Origin of the sequence: Paenibacillus sp. NPDC058174 (assembly GCF_042883865.1) — a bacterium.
Lineage (GTDB): Bacteria > Bacillota > Bacilli > Paenibacillales > Paenibacillaceae > Pristimantibacillus.
Genome location: NZ_JBHVUY010000001.1, coordinates 2,022,252 through 2,041,639, shown reverse-complemented (window position 1 = coordinate 2,041,639; position 19,388 = coordinate 2,022,252). Strand labels below are relative to the sequence as shown.

General features: G+C 48.8%; 12 protein-coding genes. 9 read left to right on the top strand and 3 right to left on the bottom strand.

What is annotated here, in order from left to right; genetic code table 11:
* Nucleotides 1-24 precede the first annotated feature (24 nt).
* From ACFVVF_RS09205 to ACFVVF_RS09190, 4 genes are all read left to right on the top strand, one after another.
* Entirely contained in the window at nt 25-966 is a 942-nt protein-coding gene (locus tag ACFVVF_RS09205; RefSeq protein ID WP_387807480.1) for an ABC transporter permease, read from the top strand.
* Between the two features lie 23 nt (nt 967-989).
* The gene (locus ACFVVF_RS09200; RefSeq protein ID WP_387807477.1) at nt 990-1,883 is read left to right on the top strand and encodes a carbohydrate ABC transporter permease; all 894 of its coding nucleotides are present in this window, start codon (nt 990-992) and stop codon (nt 1,881-1,883) included.
* 67 nt (nt 1,884-1,950) lie between these two features.
* Complete coding sequence (locus tag ACFVVF_RS09195) at nt 1,951-3,606, top strand: extracellular solute-binding protein (protein WP_387807474.1); 1,656 nt, start codon at nt 1,951-1,953, stop codon at nt 3,604-3,606.
* Nucleotides 3,607-3,677: 71 nt separating this feature from the next.
* Complete coding sequence (locus ACFVVF_RS09190; RefSeq protein WP_387807472.1) at nt 3,678-5,714, top strand: endo-alpha-N-acetylgalactosaminidase family protein; 2,037 nt, start codon at nt 3,678-3,680, stop codon at nt 5,712-5,714.
* Nucleotides 5,715-6,454: 740 nt separating this feature from the next.
* On the opposite strand, the gene ACFVVF_RS09185 is transcribed toward ACFVVF_RS09190, so the two are convergent.
* Complete coding sequence (locus tag ACFVVF_RS09185; RefSeq protein WP_387807470.1) at nt 6,455-7,705, bottom strand: response regulator transcription factor; 1,251 nt, start codon at nt 7,703-7,705, stop codon at nt 6,455-6,457.
* A gap of 28 nt (nt 7,706-7,733) precedes the next feature.
* Nucleotides 7,734-9,476, bottom strand: a complete 1,743-nt coding sequence (locus ACFVVF_RS09180) for a sensor histidine kinase (protein ID WP_387807467.1) — start codon at nt 9,474-9,476, stop codon at nt 7,734-7,736.
* Between the two features lie 152 nt (nt 9,477-9,628).
* Between ACFVVF_RS09180 and ACFVVF_RS09175 the strand changes: the two genes are divergently transcribed.
* The 5 genes from ACFVVF_RS09175 (at nt 9,629) to ACFVVF_RS09155 (ending at nt 18,854) form a co-directional block, all read left to right on the top strand.
* Nucleotides 9,629-11,038, top strand: coding sequence for an ABC transporter substrate-binding protein (locus ACFVVF_RS09175; protein WP_387807465.1), 1,410 nt, complete (start codon nt 9,629-9,631; stop codon nt 11,036-11,038).
* A 45-nt stretch (nt 11,039-11,083) separates the two neighbouring features.
* The gene (locus tag ACFVVF_RS09170; RefSeq protein ID WP_387807462.1) at nt 11,084-11,983 is read left to right on the top strand and encodes a carbohydrate ABC transporter permease; all 900 of its coding nucleotides are present in this window, start codon (nt 11,084-11,086) and stop codon (nt 11,981-11,983) included.
* Nucleotides 11,980-12,813, top strand: coding sequence for a carbohydrate ABC transporter permease (locus ACFVVF_RS09165; RefSeq protein WP_387807460.1), 834 nt, complete (start codon nt 11,980-11,982; stop codon nt 12,811-12,813). The genes ACFVVF_RS09170 and ACFVVF_RS09165 overlap by 4 nt, the downstream gene beginning before the upstream one ends.
* Nucleotides 12,814-12,964: 151 nt before the next feature.
* Nucleotides 12,965-17,389 carry a discoidin domain-containing protein gene (locus tag ACFVVF_RS09160; protein ID WP_387807457.1) on the top strand — a complete coding sequence of 1,475 codons (4,425 nt, stop codon included), beginning with the start codon at nt 12,965-12,967 and terminating at the stop codon, nt 17,387-17,389.
* A gap of 250 nt (nt 17,390-17,639) precedes the next feature.
* A complete protein-coding gene (locus ACFVVF_RS09155; protein ID WP_387807454.1) occupies nt 17,640-18,854 on the top strand; it encodes an MFS transporter in 1,215 nt (404 codons plus the stop codon).
* A 2-nt stretch (nt 18,855-18,856) separates the two neighbouring features.
* On the opposite strand, the gene ACFVVF_RS09150 is transcribed toward ACFVVF_RS09155, so the two are convergent.
* Nucleotides 18,857-19,294 (bottom strand): Lrp/AsnC family transcriptional regulator, encoded by a 438-nt coding sequence (locus tag ACFVVF_RS09150; protein WP_387807451.1) that lies wholly within the window; start codon nt 19,292-19,294, stop codon nt 18,857-18,859.
* Nucleotides 19,295-19,388 lie beyond the last annotated feature (94 nt).

The following is a 19,388-nucleotide window of genomic DNA, read 5'->3' as shown; positions in this document are numbered from 1 at the left end:
TCCTGTTTACAGGAGGGGAATGCAATGAAGGAACTGGATGCATCATTGAAACCAAAGAGCAATCGAACCTGGAAAATATTCAAATCACAACTAACGTTGCAAATGATGATTTTGCCCTGCATGCTCTTTCTGCTCATATTCGCCTATATTCCGCTGGCGGGCAACATTATCGCTTTTCAGGATTTTAAAATCATTTCCGGATTTACGGGAAGCGAGTTTGTCGGGCTGAGTCACTTCAAGGAAATGTTCTCGGACCCCACTTTCTATATGGCGATGAAGAACACGGTCATCCTAAGCTTGTTTTATTTGCTGGTCGTATTTCCCGCGCCGTTGCTGTTTGCACTGCTGATCAATGAAATTCCATTTGTACGGTTTAGAAAAATACTGCAAACGACAAGCTATTTGCCGCATTTTATTTCATTTGCGATGGTCGCTTCCATGTGGATTATTTTGCTCGACTCCCAGGGAGTCGTCAATCAGTCACTGCTGACACTCCAATTGATTCAGCATCCGATCGAGTTTTGGACGGACCCGGATCTGTTTCGGCCGTTATCCTTGCTGGTGAGCATCTGGAAGGAGACCGGATGGGGAGCGATCATCTTCCTGGCTGCCGTTGCGGGCATTAATCCCGATCTCTATGAAGCAGCAATGATGGACGGGGCTGGGCGAATCAAACGGATCATTCACATTACGCTGCCTAACCTCATTCCTTTGTTCGCGATATTGTTTATTTTGAAAATCGGCACGTTGTTTACCGGCAATCTGGATCATTCCATTCTGCTTGGCAATTCATTTAACAAAGAATCATCCTACGTCATTGAGTATTATTCTTTGCAAATGGGATTGGAGCTTACCCGCTATTCCTATGCCACCGCAGTCAGCCTGTTCCAAGCTGTAATGTCGCTGCTGCTCGTATTGTTCGCGAACTGGTTCTCCGGCAAAGTATCCGGCAACCGCTTATTCTAAAATTACTGATGGGAGTGACTGCGATGCGTTCACCTATAAAGCTGACGCGAGAAGACAAGATCGTGAACGTTACCGTAATAATCGTTGGTTTAATCGCTTTTATAGCGACCTTTTACCCGCTTTATTATTTGCTTATCTATTCATTGAATGACCCGGTGGATGCGGCCAGCGGCCAGCTGTACCTGTTCCCGCGACAATTTACATTGTCGAATTACAGCGTCATTTTTCTAGATGATCAGCTATTGAATTCCTTTCTCGTAACGGTTGCCCGCACTCTTATCGGTACGGTTACGGGCGTATTGTTCACTGCAATGGGGGCATACGCGCTGTCCAAGGAACGGCTGCTGTACAGAAAAGCCTATTCCTTAGTGGGGCTGGTTACGATGTATGTGAGCGGCGGATTGATTCCGAATTACTTGCTGCTGCAAAAGGTACATCTGCTCAATTCCTTCTGGGTGTATATTATTCCGTCCTTGTTCAATATTTTTAACGCTTTGTTGTTTATGGCTTTTTTCCGGCAAATGCCGAAAGAGCTGGAAGAGTCCGCGAAGGTGGACGGGGCTGGTGACTTTTATATTTTCACACGAATTATTTTGCCATTGTCGAAGCCGGTTCTTGCTACCGTCGCTTTGTTTGTAGCGGTCAATCACTGGAATGACTGGTTCAGCTCCGCGTACTTTGTATCCAACCAGCAGCTATGGACACTGCCAACGATTATCGTCCGGATGTTATCCGATACGGCTATTATCGACAACATGCAGAACCTTCCGCCTAATATGCGGACCGATCCGCTGTCGACCTTGCTTGCGATTAAGTACGCGACGTTAATCGTCACGGTATTGCCCATTACGATCGTCTATCCTTTTATTCAAAAGTATTTCGTTCAAGGCATGATGGTCGGGGCTATCAAAGCTTAAATAGGGTATCATAAGGTCTATCGTTTACGACCTTTTAGATATAAAAACATAGGGGAGGTATTTTACTATGAAAAAATCAATACCGGCGTTATTGATCGCTAGTCTGCTGGTTGCCATGCTGGCAGGATGTGCAAGCAAAAATAACGGTAACGCTAATCCAAGCGCATCGCCCGGGACAAATGGGGAAAGCAGCGAAGGCGTGATTACGCTCGATCTTTATTCCGACCGGTCGTGGTATAGCGATTGGACTGGAGCGGGCGCGAAACGGATTACTGCCAAGACGGGCATCAGCTTTAATGTGAAAAAGCCGGTTCAGGATGACGGCGACGGCAAAGATATTTCATTGATGATCGCAAGCAACAGCCTGCCGGATCTGATGGTGGTCGATAAAGAAAATAAAATGCTCAATCAGCTAATCGACGGCGGTTATTTGTATTCGATGGATGAGCTGATCGACAAATATGCGCCAAACCTGCGTAAAATACTGGACGAGCAATACGGCGAGGAATTACTGACCAATTTTAAAGAGAAAGACGGCAAAACCTACAAGCTCATTTCCGGCTATCAGACGAAAAAGTATTTAGAGGAAGCGAAGGCGAACGGCGGACTGGCGCCGGTTTGGCTGCCTCAGTTCGTAGTCCGGAAGGATTATTATGATGAAATCGGCCGTCCGGACACTTCGACCCCGGAGAAATTTCTAGATGCGCTCCAGCAAATGGCCAAAAATCATCCCGACAAAATTCCGTATTTGGGCGATAAAGGGCAGCATTCGAAAGACTTGGGCTGGTTTTTGCCGCAATTCGGAATTGAAGACTATTATGTAAACGGTGACAAAGTTCAGCATAAGCTTCATAACCCGCAGTACAAGGAAATGATTAAATTCGCGAATGCGATGGCGAGCAAAGGCTTGCTTACGAAGGAATCCTTCGTTAACACTGGCGAGGTTACCGCGCAGAAGGTTGCGGCGGGCTCGGTTATCGTATCGGCTCAAAACTCGGCTGCCAAAAACAATGCGGCGCCAAAGGACAATCCGAACACAAGCTTTGAGATGCTGTCGCCATTCTCCACCTATATGTACCCGACGATTCCGAAGGGCTGGATGGCTCTTGTCATTCCGAAAAGCAACAAAAACCCGGAGCGTACCATTAAACTGCTGGAATATGCGGCATCCAAAGAAGGCCAAGCCGACTTTTTCTTCGGTGTAGAAGGGGCAGGCAAGGATGATTTCAAAAGTCTGGAAAGCGGGCCTCATTTCTATTATGACCAATCGGTTCCGAACAACTATTTCCCGCAAGGCAAACCAAGCTTTACAACCGGCTTCAACGATGAGCTGAGCAAGGATTGGAGCGGCTCCTGGAAGCAAGCGGGAATGGGCGAGCCTATTATGCTGGTAGCGAACTGGGCCGTATCGAATACCGTTTTCTGGAATCCGCAGGACCCGGATAAATTAGCTTACGATAAGCTGATGTCTCCGAAAATGAAGTTTTTCCCTGAATTCAACTTTACAATCGACAGCACAAGTGAAGTGGGCGTTATTGAAGCCAAAATCAATACGCTGCGTGCCGATTATTTGACGAAGCTTGTATTCGCGAAGTCGGAGACGGAGCTTGACTCCCTCTACAGTGAAATGATGAGTGTTGCGGATAGCATCGGCATTGTGAAGCTGGAGAACGAGTACACGAAGCAATACGCGAATAATAAAGCAAAGCTTGCGAATCAATAGGGAGAACGGGTAAGGAGAGGGCGGAGAGCTGGGCGCTGCCCTCTCCTTTGCTGTCAGAAGGAGGATATAGCATGTATATTTTGGAGAATGAGGATCTAAGAGTAGAGCTGTATGACTGGCCGGGGATTAAGCAGTATGTGCATAAAAAGACCGGTGCAAGGATGAACGGCAGCGGTTCTGACGGCAAGTGGGCGCTGAACGGTAATGCAGTTTCTTGGGAGCAGTGGGAGATTGCAGCGGCGTATGATCCTGGCAGTGCTGTGGTTGCCTATCAGATGAGATTGAGAGAATTTGATCTGGAGATTTCTGTGAACTATCAGCTGGAGCAGAATGAGGTACGGGTCACGTTAAAGGTGGCGGAGGACCATTCGCAGTGGCTGCAGACGATCGATTGGTTGGAACAGCCCCTGCTTGCCTGTAGCGATAGCAGTTATTCCTATGCCCGAACTGAGATTCATGCCAAGAGCTGGCGATTAATTCCGACCGGGGGCCGGGGGCTGTACGACCGGAGACAGGTCAAGGAGCTTATTAGCGATTCGGTTCCGGATCTAGCTGCTGTACCGACGATGCATACTTGCTTGTTCAATGATGAGCTTTGCTGCTTCGTCCATACTAATTATCCCGTTACTCCTCTTCTGAGCGAGGCTTCGGGCAGCGGCAAGTATACGGGCCGGGCGGATTCCTATGCGATTATGCCAAATACGTATCAGTACCGGGTGCGCGATGAGGTGATGGAGCCGCTGGAAATGAGCGTCGTTTTTCTGACGGACAGCAACGGCGACGGCAAGGCGGACGAATGCGATTACCAGCTATGGCTGAACCGGAAGTTCCCGGATGCGAATCGGATCTATAAAGAAGCGATCTGGTACAAAGTGTTTTGTGCAGAAAGAAAACGCGGCGTACTTACAACGTTCCAGGAAACGCTGGACATCATCCGCCAAATTCATCATATTACCGGCGGCGTTCCGCAAATCGTCTATCTGGTCGGCTGGCAATTCGACGGGCATGATACGGGGTATCCTTCGCTAAATGTGATTAATCCGAAGCTGGCAGTGAACCCGGACAGAGCACGCGAGGAGCTGCTGGAGCTTATTCAAACTGCTAAAGAGCAATATAATTGTACGATCAGCTATCATATTAATGTGGATGATGCTTATGAAGATTCACCGGATTGGAACCCTGCCAATCTGAGCCGTGATCCGGATGGAGCGGCGCGTGTATGGCTGGATCTCGAGCAGTGGGTATATCACATCTCCCATACAAAGGATGTGGAGAGCGGTCACGCATTCGAGCGGCTGAAGCAATTTCTGGAGCTTGTTCCTGTGGAGAAGACGGTACATTTGGATGCGTTCAGAAATACGAATACAAGCTGGGATGCAGATGGATATATTGGGCCGTTGGAAGAACTCGTGTGCGGCATGAAGCCGATTATTGCCTATTTTAATGAGAGAGGAATCGACGTGTCGACTGAAGGTCAGAACGGCATGCCGATCGAGGACAGCGGAGTTTTCAGCGCGTACTGGCATTTCTCTCCTTCACAAATGTATCATGGCAAAATTGTCGGCGGCGGCAGCGTTGATCTGAACGCAGTCGCATGGGGCAAAGGGGCCTCCATCGATGCCGATATTTTGTACCGGGGCGAGCCTACCCGCCTTGAAGGCGAGATGGTGCAATCGACGGCCTTCCATGATAATTGGAATCAGGTTGTCGATATTATTTACCTAGGCTCCATGCTGTACCGTTTCTACTTGGAAAGAGAAATGGTGGAGATGCGGGAGGATGAGCACAGCGTAATGATGCGGTTCAGCGATGGCGTTACAGTTAATATCGATAAAAAGAATGAGCAGCTCGCCGTGAAATGGGGTTCACTGGTCATCGCAGAAAACCACGACCGCTTCATTCCGACGGATAACCGGATCTATGCGTACAGCAGGCATGGCGTCACCCGGGCATGGCCGCTGCCGGAGAGCTGGCTGGCAGCCGATTACTCCGTATACCGCCTAACGAAAAACGGTAAAGAACTCCTTCACGATTATACCGTGAGGGACGGTGCAATCGAGCTCAAGCTGGAGCCTCATGTGCCTGTTATGCTGGAGTTGAAGGCTTAATATTTTTCTTAGACCGCTTCCCGGTGTTCCGCCGGGGAGCAGTTTTGTTGTATACGATGATGTTGCAGGCAGGATTGATTCCGGGGAAAAGGCAGCACATTTGGGCGTCAGACAGTGTATTTCTACTCCTAAAGCGTTCGAGTTCGGAATAGCTCATACTATTCGCAAATAAGTGGGCGGAACGGCTGAGTAATCGTTGAATCGTATGGTGCGTTCATCCAATTGCTTAATGAACTCCATAATCCAACCTTATTCTTGCGTTATGCTGAACCTGACTCTCATACGATCCGTAGGCTAGCCTTGCTCACTAAACAAAATGTAAAAGTGCATTTTGATCAGGCCTAAACGGCCCAAAATCGCCTTCAAAATGTAAAAGTGCAGTTGAAATCGCTAGATTTCACGTTTTAGAGGCTTTTTAGGCCAATCAAACTGCACATTTGCATTTTAATGCTCAAAATCGGAGGAAAAGCAGCAAACAAACTGCACTTTTACATTTTGATTCACAGAATCCCTATAGTAAGTGATGCAAGAGCTAAACACTGGTGGCAAACAGCCTAGTTGACTGGGGTGAGCGGAGCGTTTTGAGCTCAGGCTGATTTTTTGAAGATTCTATCCATATTCATCGAGAAAACGATGAGACTATGGAATCAAGAATAGCAGCATGAGCCAAAACGCGCAGCGACCCCTCACGCGCAGCGACCCCGTGCAGCGGAGCCTGGCGCACAGCAGCCATCCTGTATCTACTGCTCCACTCCATTATTCACCGAAAGCCGATAGTCCGATGGCGAGATCCCATGCACCTGCTTGAATTTGCGGAAAAAGTAGTTGGGGTCGAGGAAGCCGACCGCCGTCGCGATTTCCGACGCCTTCAGCGGCGTAACGGTCAGCATCTTTTTCGCATGGTTCAGCCGGACGCGGTTGAGATAATCGTTGAAAAACTCCCCCGTTTCCTTCTTAAACAACCGGCCCAAATAAACGTTGTTCACGTTGAACTGGATCGACAGCAGCTGAAGAGACAGCTCCTCGCTATAGTGCTCCTGTACATACCGTTCGACCTGTCTCGTAATCGGATTCTGAGAAATCACGCTTATCTCCCCATGAATATCCCCGGATGGTTGGCTGCTGCACTGCGCCAGTGCTTCATCATACGACTCATGCAGCTTATTGGGCAGGCAGGTCACTGTCCCGAAATAGTTGCTCCATGGCGTCTTCAATATAGCCCCATACCGAGCGGAGAGGTCGGCTATCCAGCTAACGTTGCCGGCATTGAAGCATTCGGCATCCTGCTGACTTTCATCCGTGAACAGTACAACAATTTGCCTATATTCGTTGAGAAAAGCGATGCCGCGGCCGCTTTCCTGAAGCGCCTCCTCGACGCTATTCAGAATAGCGAAGGAGCGGTATTGCTCCTCGCTTTGCGTCAGCTCGCCCTCCTGCTGGTCATGCCAGTCGATGATGCATATTTGATACCGCTCATTCATGAGAAGCGGCAGCTGCAGAAATTTCAGCTTCTCCCGTAGCTGATCATATTGAATCCGATTTTGCGCCCAGCGCAGCAAAATGTTGTTTTTCAGCAGCAGGAAAGATTCACGCTGCATTTGCTCTTCGATATATTGCCCCTGAAACCGTTCGGTGCAGGATGCGATAATTTGTGTAAGCTCCGAGGCATCGATTGGCTTCAGCAGGTAATCCTCGACCTGATATTTCATCGCCTGCCGCACATAGGCGTATTCATTGAATCCGCTCAGCACGACAATCGAGGTTTTCCAGTTCCGCATTCTAATCTGCTCAATCAGATGAAGTCCGTCGCCCTTCGGCATACGAATGTCGGTCAGCACGATATGGGACCGGTTCGCCTCCATCAGCTCCAGCGCTTCATAAGCGCCCTCGGCCTCCGATAGATGCGTCACATTCAGCTCTTCCCAATTAATTAGTCGCTTTAAGCCTTCGCGAATATATTGATCGTCATCAACAATTAATAGCCGGGTCATCGGAAATCTGCCTCCTTATGCAAGCTGGCTAACGTTTATAGGGGAAAATCATAAATAATCGGAACGGCTGATCGCCGGATTGCTTCGCGGGCAGCGACAAGCCATACTCATTGCCGTAAAAATGCTTGATGCGCTCATGAATGTTTTTCAGCCCTAAATGCTGCTCCGGGAACGTGTTTTCCGTCTGCAGCAGCTGCTGCAAGCGGTCGTATTCCTCTGCTGTTATCGGTTTGCCGTTGTTATGAATCTCGATAATAAGCAGTTCGGACTCTCTCTTGATCGCCACATGAATAACTGGGTTCTCGTATTGCTCCAACAGGCCGTGCTGGATCGCATTCTCAATGACTGGCTGCAGGGTGAATTTGAGCATAAAGCAGTTTTCCAGATTAAGCTCTGCCGTCACTTGAAGCTCAATGACGTTGGACTTTCCTAGCATCAGCAGCTCCAAGTAGTAGTTGGTATGCGCAAGCTCCTCCTGCACCGAAATGAGATCATCGGTAGGCTGGAGCATCCAGCGGTAGAGCCTTCCCAGATGATAGAGCTTTTCTGCCAAAAAAGGCTGATCGCTAATGACGGCCTGCATACGCAGCGATTCCAATGTATTGTATAGAAAATGAGGGTGAATCTGCGTCTTCAAAGCGATAAATTCGGCATTACGCTTGCGAATCTCAGCTATGTACACCTGGCTGATATGATTCTGCAGCTCCTGGGCCATCCGGTTAAAACGCAGCATCAAATCGCTAATTTCATCCTCGCCGCTTACAGGCATTAACGGGGCGAAGGGATTGCGCTGCACCTTTTTGAAATGCTTGCTCATCAGATTGAACCGCCCCACGATAAACCGCTGAATGACATGAATGATCACGATACAGACAAGCCAGCTTAACCCAAGTATCATAAAAATGCGGAAAGCGATGTCCGACAGCTTGCTCTGCAAATTGGATTTATAGCTGATGCCGATAATATCGAGTTCGTACTTATCAATAGAGAGCCGGGAGATGAGGTCATCGGAATGATCCCAAGCGGATGGCTCCTCCGGCCTGCTGTCCAGCAGCACATTATCCTTCTGCTTAATAATGAGGCGATAATCCAAGCTTTGGGTATCGAATTCGTTCGCAATCGTGTGTGTATTTAAGGTAACGAGATAATAACCGTACACCCGGTCGGGGTGAATGCTTGTTGGATTATAGATCGGATTGACGATATATAACATAGGGTCTTCCGGCGCTAGCAGCTGATCCGAGCTTCCAAAATAAGGATGCCGGTAAAGCTTCGGAAAGGCTTCGAAAAACGGTTCATAAGGAAACGAAAGACGGGACCGGTACATTTGCTGCTGGGACTCCATAAACAATCGCTTATCCTGCACGCGGTACATCATCACGGATGAAATGTAAGGATTGCGGGAGAGCATATGCGTCATTACATTTTTAATGTAATTTTGTTCCAAAAGCGCTTTCCTGTCTTCCGTCGCATCCGGAATATTTTCGGGCAGAAACAGCTCGTACACGCTCGTCTGCATATTGCCGTTCTGATAAAGGCTCATCGAATCGTACTTGAACCGTTCCATCATATCGGTCATTAAAATTTTCAGCTTCTCTGTGCGAAAGGTTAGCAGCTCCAGCTCTTTCTTTTCCAGAATAGAGTAGAAGTTGTTGTAGACGACAAGGCCCAGCAGCAAAAAGATGACAAGAAGCGCGGCACCAATGCCTATATTCAGCTTGCGAAATATAAATCTGCCGACCCATTCACGATACAGCTTTTTTATCCACATGGAGCCGACTCCTTCGCTGTTGATCTTACGTCATTTTATGAACAAAAATAAAGCGCTGTCAACTGCCCGGAGGCGTGCAGATACAGTTTTTCCAGTTAAAATATGGTTTTTACTCTAGCGCTAAAGACTGCGGATATCAGGTGGAACTATTCGTGAAAAGAAGTTTAATTGCTCTAGTGAAAGTGGAATTTATGCTGTGGCAGCGTTACACAACATCTTCCTATAATAGATTCGAGAATACTAAACGAGACGAAGAGGTGGTCAAGATGAAAAAGTGGTTCGCACTATGTATGATAATTATGCTGGCTGCGGTATTGGCGGCTTGCGGGGGCAAAAACAATAATAGCCCAGCTGAGCAGGGGACGAACCAGGAACCGGCGGTCAAGGATGTAGAGATCGTATTTCAATCCTGGATTACGCCAAACCTGACAGTTGAATATTACGATAACTTGATCAAGAAGTTTGAAAGCGCTAACCCGGGCATTAAGGTGAAACGTATTCAGCCTCCAGCGAACGAAGGAAATCCGGACAGCTATTTGAAAACGCTGCTGGCATCCGGCGACTTCCCTGACGTCGTTCAGAACGCTACGATTCAAATGTTCGTAGACGCTGACGCGCTGCTGGAAATTCCAATCGATGATGACATTAAGAAGATTAACAACTATGAAGCGGAAATGATAGACGGCAAGCTGTACAATATTTCGGCGATCAGACAGCCGCAATCGCTTATTTTCTACAATAAGAAGCTGTTTGCCGAAGCGGGCATTACATCCACGCCGAAATCATGGGCTGAGCTTGAAGCAGCTGCCGAGAAGCTGAAAGCGAAAAACATTACGCCGCTGCTGACGGCAGGCGATTGGACAGCCGGATTCACATTCTCGGTTATGACGTCTCCAACGATCTATAAGGACAATAAAACCTGGTATGCCGACCGCTTCGACAACAAAGTGAAATTCACCGACGCGAACTGGAAGGAAGCAGCAACGTACTACAGCAATCTGATTGAAAAGGGTTATTTCAACAAAGGTGCTTTGAGCATCGACTACACGGCTGTTGAGCAGGAGTTTCTGAAGGGCAAAGGTGCGATGTATCCGATGGGCTCGTGGTTTAGCGCAGCGGAAGCCGTTGCTCAGAAGGACTTTGAAGTAGGCGTGTTCGCAACACCTACGAAAGATGGTACGCAATATTTGCTAGGCGGGGAAAATGCGGGCGGCTACGCAGTTGCCAAGAACAGCAAGAACCCGGAAGCGGCGCTGAAATTCGCCAAGTTTATGATGCTTGATCCGGAAGCTCATAAAGGCTATCTGCAAGCCGATGCCTTGTTCTCGAACTTGAAGGATCCGCTCAAATGGGAGATGTCCCCGCTGCAGACGGAAATTTACGAGCTGCTGCTCAACAATCCTCCGATGGTGGGGCATATGAACAATAAAGTGGGCAGAGTGCCTGTTGCGGGCATTCAGGATCAATACAATAAAGTGGCGCAAAACATGATGCTCGGCGATATGGATGTCGAGAAGGGCATGCAGTCACTCGACGATTATTGGGATAAACATAACAAATAAAGCTGCTAGCAGAAGGGGCGGACAGAGCGCTTCGCCCCTTTCCCAATGGCATCATTAAGGCGGTGGTACGGTTTGCTTAACAAGGATCGATTGTCTTATGCATTAATGTTCTCACCAGGCATTCTAATCTATTTCGCTTTTCTTCTAATCCCTATTGTTCTATTAGTCTATTATTCGTTTTTCAACTGGGACGGTATCAGCCCAGCCTATCAGTTTGCCGGACTAAGCAATTTCACAGAAGCTTTTCAGGATAAAGGCTTCAGGCGCGCCTTGCTGGTTACTCTATTTATTGCGGTCGTTTCTACTTTCTTCGTGAATGTACTAGGTATCGCTTTTGCGGTTCTGTTGAATAAAAAAGGCCGGATGACGAATTTCTACCGCTCCGTCTTCTTCTTCCCGCTGCTGCTCAGCACGGTGTCGGTCGGCTTTATCTGGAAAAGTATTTTAAGCTATAACGGCTTGCTTAATAATTTGCTTGAGCAGCTTGGCGCGGAACGAATCGAGTTTTTCGGCAATCCGAATCTGGCTGTATTAACGATTACATTCCTCGCCATCTGGCAGTCTACCGGCTTTATCATTGTCATATATCTAGCCGGTCTGCAATCGATTCCGGGCAGCCTGTACGAGGCGGTTCGAATTGACGGGGCCAATCGCTGGCAGCAGTTCAGACATATTACGTTTCCGATGCTGGCGCCCGCTTTTACAATGAGCATTATCTTTATGTTCACAGGCTCCATGCGGGAATATGACCGTGTTGCTGTACTTACTTACGGAGGCCCGGCTGGAGCGACAGAAACGATCGCCTATCAAGTGGTTAAGGTCGGCTTTAGTGCGAACCGGCTGAGCTACTCGGCAAGTCTGGCTGTCTATATGCTCATTATCGTAAGCCTTCTGTCGGTATCCTTGACGGTCTACTTGCGCAGAAGAGAGGAGAGGCTGTTATGAGGAGAAATCTCGCATCCTATCTCAGGCATCTGTTCCTCATGCCGTTATCGCTATTGCTGCTCGTTCCGTTCTATATTGCAGCGGTCAATGCATTCAAGACAAAAGCGGATATTTTGGACAATCCTTTTTCGCTGCCGCTGTTCCGGCTGACGTTGGACAATTTTATCCGATCGGCGGTTACGCCTTCGTTTAATATTTTCAAAGCGTACGGCACGTCTGTATTAATTACTTCGGTTTCAGTCGTGCTGCTGATTGTACTCTGCTCGATGATGTCATTCGTATTTGCCCGCGTGAGCAACCGTTTTTTGTCGGTATGCTACCTGCTGCTTCTGTCAGGTCTAATGATACCGCCGCAAGTCATCTTAATTCCGCTTGTGAAGGTGCTGGCGAAGCTCGGTCTGATGTTCACGCCTCAGGGTCTCATCCTTTATAACATCGGATTTTACGTTCCGTTTACCGTCTTTATATTCGTTGGGTTTATTCGTACGCTCTCACGGGAGCTGGATGAATCTGCGAAGATCGACGGAGCGAGTCAATTTACGATTTTTTGGAAAATATTATTCCCGCTGCTTCGTCCGGCAACAGCTTCGGCAGTCATTTTCTTATGCTTGTGGATTTGGAATGACTTCATTAATCCGGTCATTATTTTAGGCTCCACCAAGAGCTATACGGTTACGACCGGTATCTTTCAAGCCGTCGGGCAGTACAGCACGAACTGGGAGGATGTGTTTGCACTGGTGGTATTGGCCTCGGCACCGATCTTCCTGCTCTATCTATTCATGCAGCGTCAATTCATTGCAGGTCTGACGGAAGGCTCGTTAAAGGGGTAGTTTGTTTCATACTCTCTGGAAAGGGGGCTGAGTTCTGACTTTGGCTGCGGTTATCGTCTATGCAGGATGGGGTTAATCCGATTCTGCATGGACTGCAAGGCTATAAGAAACCGAATAACAAATTGATAAGAAATGTAGGAGGCGTAATTCGATGAAAAGTAAGCTGGCATTGCTATTATCTCTAATCCTGGTATTTACAAGCTTGTCGCTGTCAGGTGCCGCTCAGCGGGCGCAAGCCGCAGCACCGCAAAGCTTTTACGTGTCGCCGCTTGGTGACGATAATAACAGCGGGACGGCTGAAGCGCCGTTTCGGACGATTGAAAAGGCAAAGCAGGCAGTACGAGCTGTCAACCAGACGATGACAGATGATATTTACGTCTATTTGCAAGACGGCGAGTATTTCTTGAATGACACGCTGACCTTTGACAGCCTGGATTCCGGCAACAACGGATACAATGTCATTTATACGGCAGCTGACGGAGCTGCACCTGTCATTAGCGGCGGGGTGGATATTAGCACCGGCTGGGAGCTGTACGACAGCGATCAGAATATTTATAAGAAGACCGGTGTAGACTGGAATTTCCGGCAGCTGTATACCGGCGAGGACCGGGGCATTCGGGCTCGTCAGCCGAATCTGACCGATGATATCGTCAAAGGCCCTTATTACAGAGCCCAGAATGGGGAATATCCCTATGTAATTGGCGAAAATGAGCGCGCTTGGGCGGAGCAGTTAAACGGCACATCCGCTGAAATGGTCATCCTGCAGAGCTGGAGCCAGGTACGCGGCCGTATTGACACGATGAATCCAACGACCGGTAAGGTTGATTTTAAGTTTCCTGAAAGCGGTTTCTCATATAATCATCATGGTCAAGGCAATTCGCCATATTTTTTTGAAAACGCTTTATCCTTGCTGGATGCAGAAGGAGAATGGTATCTCGATACAGCAGAAGCTACGGTTTACTATAAGCCTAGAGCCAATGAGACGATGAATACGACTCGAATCATCGCGCCTAAGCTGGAGACTGTCGTGAAGCTGGAAGGTAGCGCTGGCGACAAGGTGCATAACATCACTTTCTCCGGCATTCAATTTATGCACAGCAATTGGCTGGCACCGTCCAGCTACGGTTATGTAGATGTGCAAGCCGGCTTCCGGTATCAGTCCGTAACTGGCGGCAACAACAGCGAGATTCGCAACACTGCCCGCTACACGGCGTCCCGAGCGATGCTGGAGCTGAAGTATACGAGCCATATTACGATTCAGAACAATGCATTTCGTTATGCGGGAAGCTGGGGCATTATGGGGTATGAGGGTACGGATCACACCCTGATTACTTGGAATCACCTCAGTGACAATGCCGGGGGCGGGATCGCAATGGGCATTGTCGGAGATTTGTGGGATGACAACGAAGGACAAGACCCGACATATACACTGCCTGACGGTCAAAGCCAATACGATACGATTACACATAATACAGTCGATCATATCGGTCTCGATTACGGTGATATGGTCGGAATCGGAGCTATGCTGCCACAGAACATGACGATTGCGCATAATGAGATCAGCAACCTGCCGTATTCCGGCATTAGTATCGGATGGAACTGGGCGGATACTTACCACGGCATGACGAACAATCAGGTGCATAACAACTATATTCATGATGGAGTAAGGCTGGTTCAAGATGGCGGAGGCATCTATACGCTTGGCCGGATGGACGGCAAATCGAATATCTACCACAATTATATTAAAAATATGCGGCAAGGCCCTTACGCGGCCTGGAATCATATTATGGGCGTTTACTTAGACGGTGAGACGAGCTACAGGATGGTGGAGCGCAATGTGATCGATAATACGGAGCATGGCTTCTCCGGCTCGGCACATGACAATATCATTCGCTACAACTATTACAATGTAGACTTCGGCGGCGTCAACCCTTCCAGCACGGCTTACGGAAACATTAGCGTGTCCGGCAATAACTGGCCGCAAGAGGCGCAGGACATTATCGCCGCTGCAGGGCCGGGCAAAGCTTCCCAGCCATTGCCGACTGAGCCTGTCAATCTGGCATTGAAAAAACCAGTAACGGCTTTATCGCAAAGCAAAGATCCTGCATTTGCCGTTGACGGCGATACGGGAACGAGATGGGCGCAGGAAGAGGGCAGAACCGATCCGCAATGGCTGACCGTAGATTTGGGAGATGTCTATTCCATTGCATCTACCAGCACGATGTTTGAACTGAACTCGGGCTATAAGTATAAAATCGAATATTCGGAGGACGGAGACAACTGGTCGCTGTATGCCGACAAGATGGGTGTTGCGACAACTCAGCAAACGAATAACGACGTGAACGCTGTCATGGCGCGCTATATGCGAATTACGATGACCCATGATTGGGGCGGCAGCATTTATGAATTCAGCGTATATCCGGGAGCAGGCGGCACGCCTCCGGAAGCCAACTCTTTAATTCTGAAGGATGAAGTAAGCTTCGATAAAAATCCGCTTAGACAAAGTGATATCCAAGTTAAGATGGTCATGAACGGCGGAACGCTGAACGGAATTAAGAACGGTACGGCTGATTTGGTGCCAGATCAGGATTATACGTTATTCTGGGATCAGGTACTGATCTATAAATCTTATCTCCAAACACTGCCTGCCGGGGAGAATAGTCTGACTTTCGATTTTGCATCGGGTGCAGATCCCGAACTGAAAGTCAACGTTATTGATGATGACGGCTCCGTCAATGTGGCGCTCAACAAGCCGGTAACGGCTTCTTCGCAAAGCTTTGATCCTTCCCTTGCGGTAGACGGGAACACGAATACAAGATGGGCGCAGCAGGAAGGGATCTGGAATACGGAAGGCTGGCTCATGGTTGACCTGCAAGGTGTGTACAATATCAAATCCGTTACGACGATGTTCGAATTGACTAGCGGATACAAATACAAAATCGAGTCTTCCCTCGACGGGGAGAACTGGAGCACCTATGCCGATCGGACGGCAAGCACGACGACGCAGCAGACATATCACGATAATTCGGCAAGTCCTGTAACGGCAAGATATATGCGCATCAAAGCGCTATACAGCCTGGGGCCAAGCATCTTCGAGTTTAGCGTCTTTGGTACGCCAGTGTCGCCGAACTCTACGATTGATAAAGCGTCAGCTGCTTTCAATAAGACGCCAAGCAAGCAGTCGGATATTACGGTTGGACTGGATCTTCAAGGCAATACGCTGACTGGCATTAAAAATCGCTCGCTCTACCTGAAGCCTAACACTGATTATACGGTTTCTGGAAACAATGTGACGATTCTTCGCTCGTATTTGGCTGCTTTGGGTGAAGGGAAAAACAATCTGGCTTTTGAATTCAGTGCAGGCGACAATCGTACGCTGGAAGTAAACGTAACGGAGGCTGGCGGTACAGAAATCGATATCGCGTTAAGCAAAGCGGTTACTGCTTCCTCGCAAAGCAAAAGTCCATTGCTTGCGGTTGATGGCGACCCTGCGACCAGATGGGCGCAGCAGGAAGGATTAACGGTGCCGCAATGGCTGAAGGTTGATCTTGGCAGCGCTTATGACATTACCGGAGTGAAAACGAGATTTGAGCTGAATTCGGGCTATAAATACAAGATTGAATATTCGACAGACGGCTTCAGTTGGACTGCGTATGCGGACAAGACGAGCACAGCAACTACGCAGCAAGTAAATGAAGACCGCAAGGCATCGGCCGTATCGGCCCGCTATGTCCGGTTGAGTGTAACGGATTCCAACGGAAACGGCGCCAGCGTATACGATTTCAACGTCTACACGTTAAAGGCAGCGGACCCTAATGAAGGGGGAGGCAACGGCGGTGAAAACGGCGGCAATAACGGCGGTGAAAACGGTGGTAACACCGGTGGCAACAACGGTGGTAACAATGGCGGCAACACCGGCGGCAATAATGGTGGAGGCACTGGAGGCAATAACGGCGGCCAAACTGGCGGTAACAACAACGGAACGGGTAACAACAACGGTAATGGCAGCAGCAAGCCGGGCGACACAGGTGCCGAAGCTGCAAAGTTTACCGATGTGAGCGGCCACTGGGCGCAAGCCAACATTGACGAGGCTGTGAAGCTTGGCATCGTTAAGGGGTACACAGACGGCACATTCAAGCCAAATGCAGTCGTAACCCGTGCAGAGTTCGTAGTGATGCTGATGAACGGACTGAAGCTTGATGGAACCGGCGGAGAACTGAGCTTCGCCGATGGCAGCCAGATTGGCGCATGGTCGCAAGAGGCGATCGCGAAAGCGCTGCAAGCCGGCATCATAACCGGCTATAACGACGGGAGCTTCCGTCCTTCGGCAAGTGTGACCCGCGCGGAGCTTGCAGTCATGATCGCCCGGGCAAGCGGAGTGAAGCTTACTGACGTAGAGACAACTGGTTTTGCAGATGACAGTGACATTCCAGCTTGGGCGAAAAGCGCAGTCTATGCGATAAAAGCAGCTGACATTGTTAAAGGCAAAGAAGGCAACACGTTTGCTCCTAGTGCTAAGGCAACGAGAGCCGAAGCTATTACGATGATTTTGAATTTATTGAAGGCAGGCAAATAATCGAAATTTATGAAAAGCTTCGGCCGCTCCCGGGTATTAACCGGGGGCGGCCGTTTTGCTTTTATTCCGCTTATAAATCAACGGAAAAATTCTTCGTAATAAGTAAAATTATAAGTTTTAATTCATAATTGCCTTTATTACCAACTGTAAAATGGCAACTTCATTTTGTACACTTAGATTCAAGCAAAGCGAAGGCTTTCTTGGATGCCGGGTGCACCGATCCACTACTCATGTATAGGAGTTGCTTCAAATGAATAGATCAAACAAGACTGAAATTTCGGGAACGGCCGCTGCCAACGCAGACACTGGCCGCCTTCCCTGGGCAGCATTACTTGCTTTAGCTATGGCTGCCTTCATCTGCATTTTCACCGAAACGATTCCTGCCGGTCTATTGCCGCAGATAAGTGAAGGCCTGGCCGTCTCGGAGGGGATTGCTGGGCAGTTGGTTACGTTGTATGCGATTGGTTCCGTGGTGGCTGCGATCCCTTTAACGACAGCAACACGCGGCTGGCGGAGAAAACCGCTTCTGCTGACGATTATGATTGGCTTCTTTCTATTTAATAGTGCAACGGCGTTGTCTTCTAATATCGCTATGATGCTGATTGCCCGTTTTTTTGCGGGCGTGTGCGGCGGCGTGCTGTGGGGAATGGCAGCGGGCTATGCGCGGCGGATGGTGCCGGATGCGCTTAAAGGCCGGGCGATGGCTGTTGCCATGGTCGGGGCTCCGGTTGCGATGGCGCTTGGCGTTCCGGCAGGGACACTGCTCGGAACGATGACGGGCTGGCGTGCTGCGTTTGGTGTCATGTCGCTGCTCACCTTGCTGCTGGTAGCCTGGATCATCTGGAAAATGCCGGACTTTGCCGGACAGCAGGCAGAGAAGCGGTTGTCTCTACAAAAGGTGTTCGTCATTAAAGGCGTTCGACCCGTACTCGCTGTCGTTCTGATCTGGGTGCTTGCGCATAATATTTTGTATACCTATATCGCCCCTTATCTTGCCGGGGTTGGACTCGCGGGGCGGGTAGACCTGATTCTGCTTATCTTTGGCTTGACATCCATCGCCGGCATTTGGATTGTTGGCATGTATATCGACCGGAAGCAGCGTTCCTTAGTCTTAATCAGCCTTGCCGGTTTCGCCTTGGCGTCTCTGTTGTTTGGAATAGGCAGCAATCAGCCGGTTTTCATTTATTTAGCGGTTGCCGTATGGGGACTGACGTTTGGCGGAGCGGGAACCTTGCTGCAGACGGCCATAGCGGAAGCCGCCGGCGATAGCGCAGATGTCGCGCAATCGATGCTGGTTACATCATGGAATCTGGCTATCGGAGCGGGCGGCCTGGCTGGCGCATTATTGCTCGAAGTAATGGACGTTCGTTCTTTTCCGTGGGTGCTGCTCATTCTCATCTTGGCCGCTTTGCTCATTACGTATCAGTCCAAAAAATACGGTTTTACTGCAAAGCAGACCGGCTGAATTTATTCATCGAGTGAGAAAATAGGGTTTTTGTATTCCACAGGCGAAGACATCGCAATCAGAATGGAATACGTCCCGTATTTATCGCAGCTATTGCCGAACTCTTCAAGCGAACGATTGGATTCCGTAATGACCTTCATTAAATAGTTGTGCTCGCCGCTGATGCGGTGGCACTCGATGACGTGAGGAGAGGTTTGGACAAAATCAAGAAAGGCGTGGCAGTCGCTTGTCCGGAAAAGCATAAACGCAGTAGTATGCTTGCCTGTTTTTTCATTCGAAATGATAGTACGGTACTGCTCGATAATACCCTTCTCTTCCATCCGTTTTACTCGTTCAGTTACGGCAGGCTGCGATAGATTAACAAATTTGCCGAGCTCCGTCATCGACATTCTCGCTTGATTTTGAAGATGAAACAGAATTTGTTTATCAATAGGATCCATTAGTTGGACCTCCTTTATATTTATGGTTATATTCCAATAAGTCTTTAAATATAATCTTAAAAATTCATATTGAATTGGATTATCCACTAAAAAT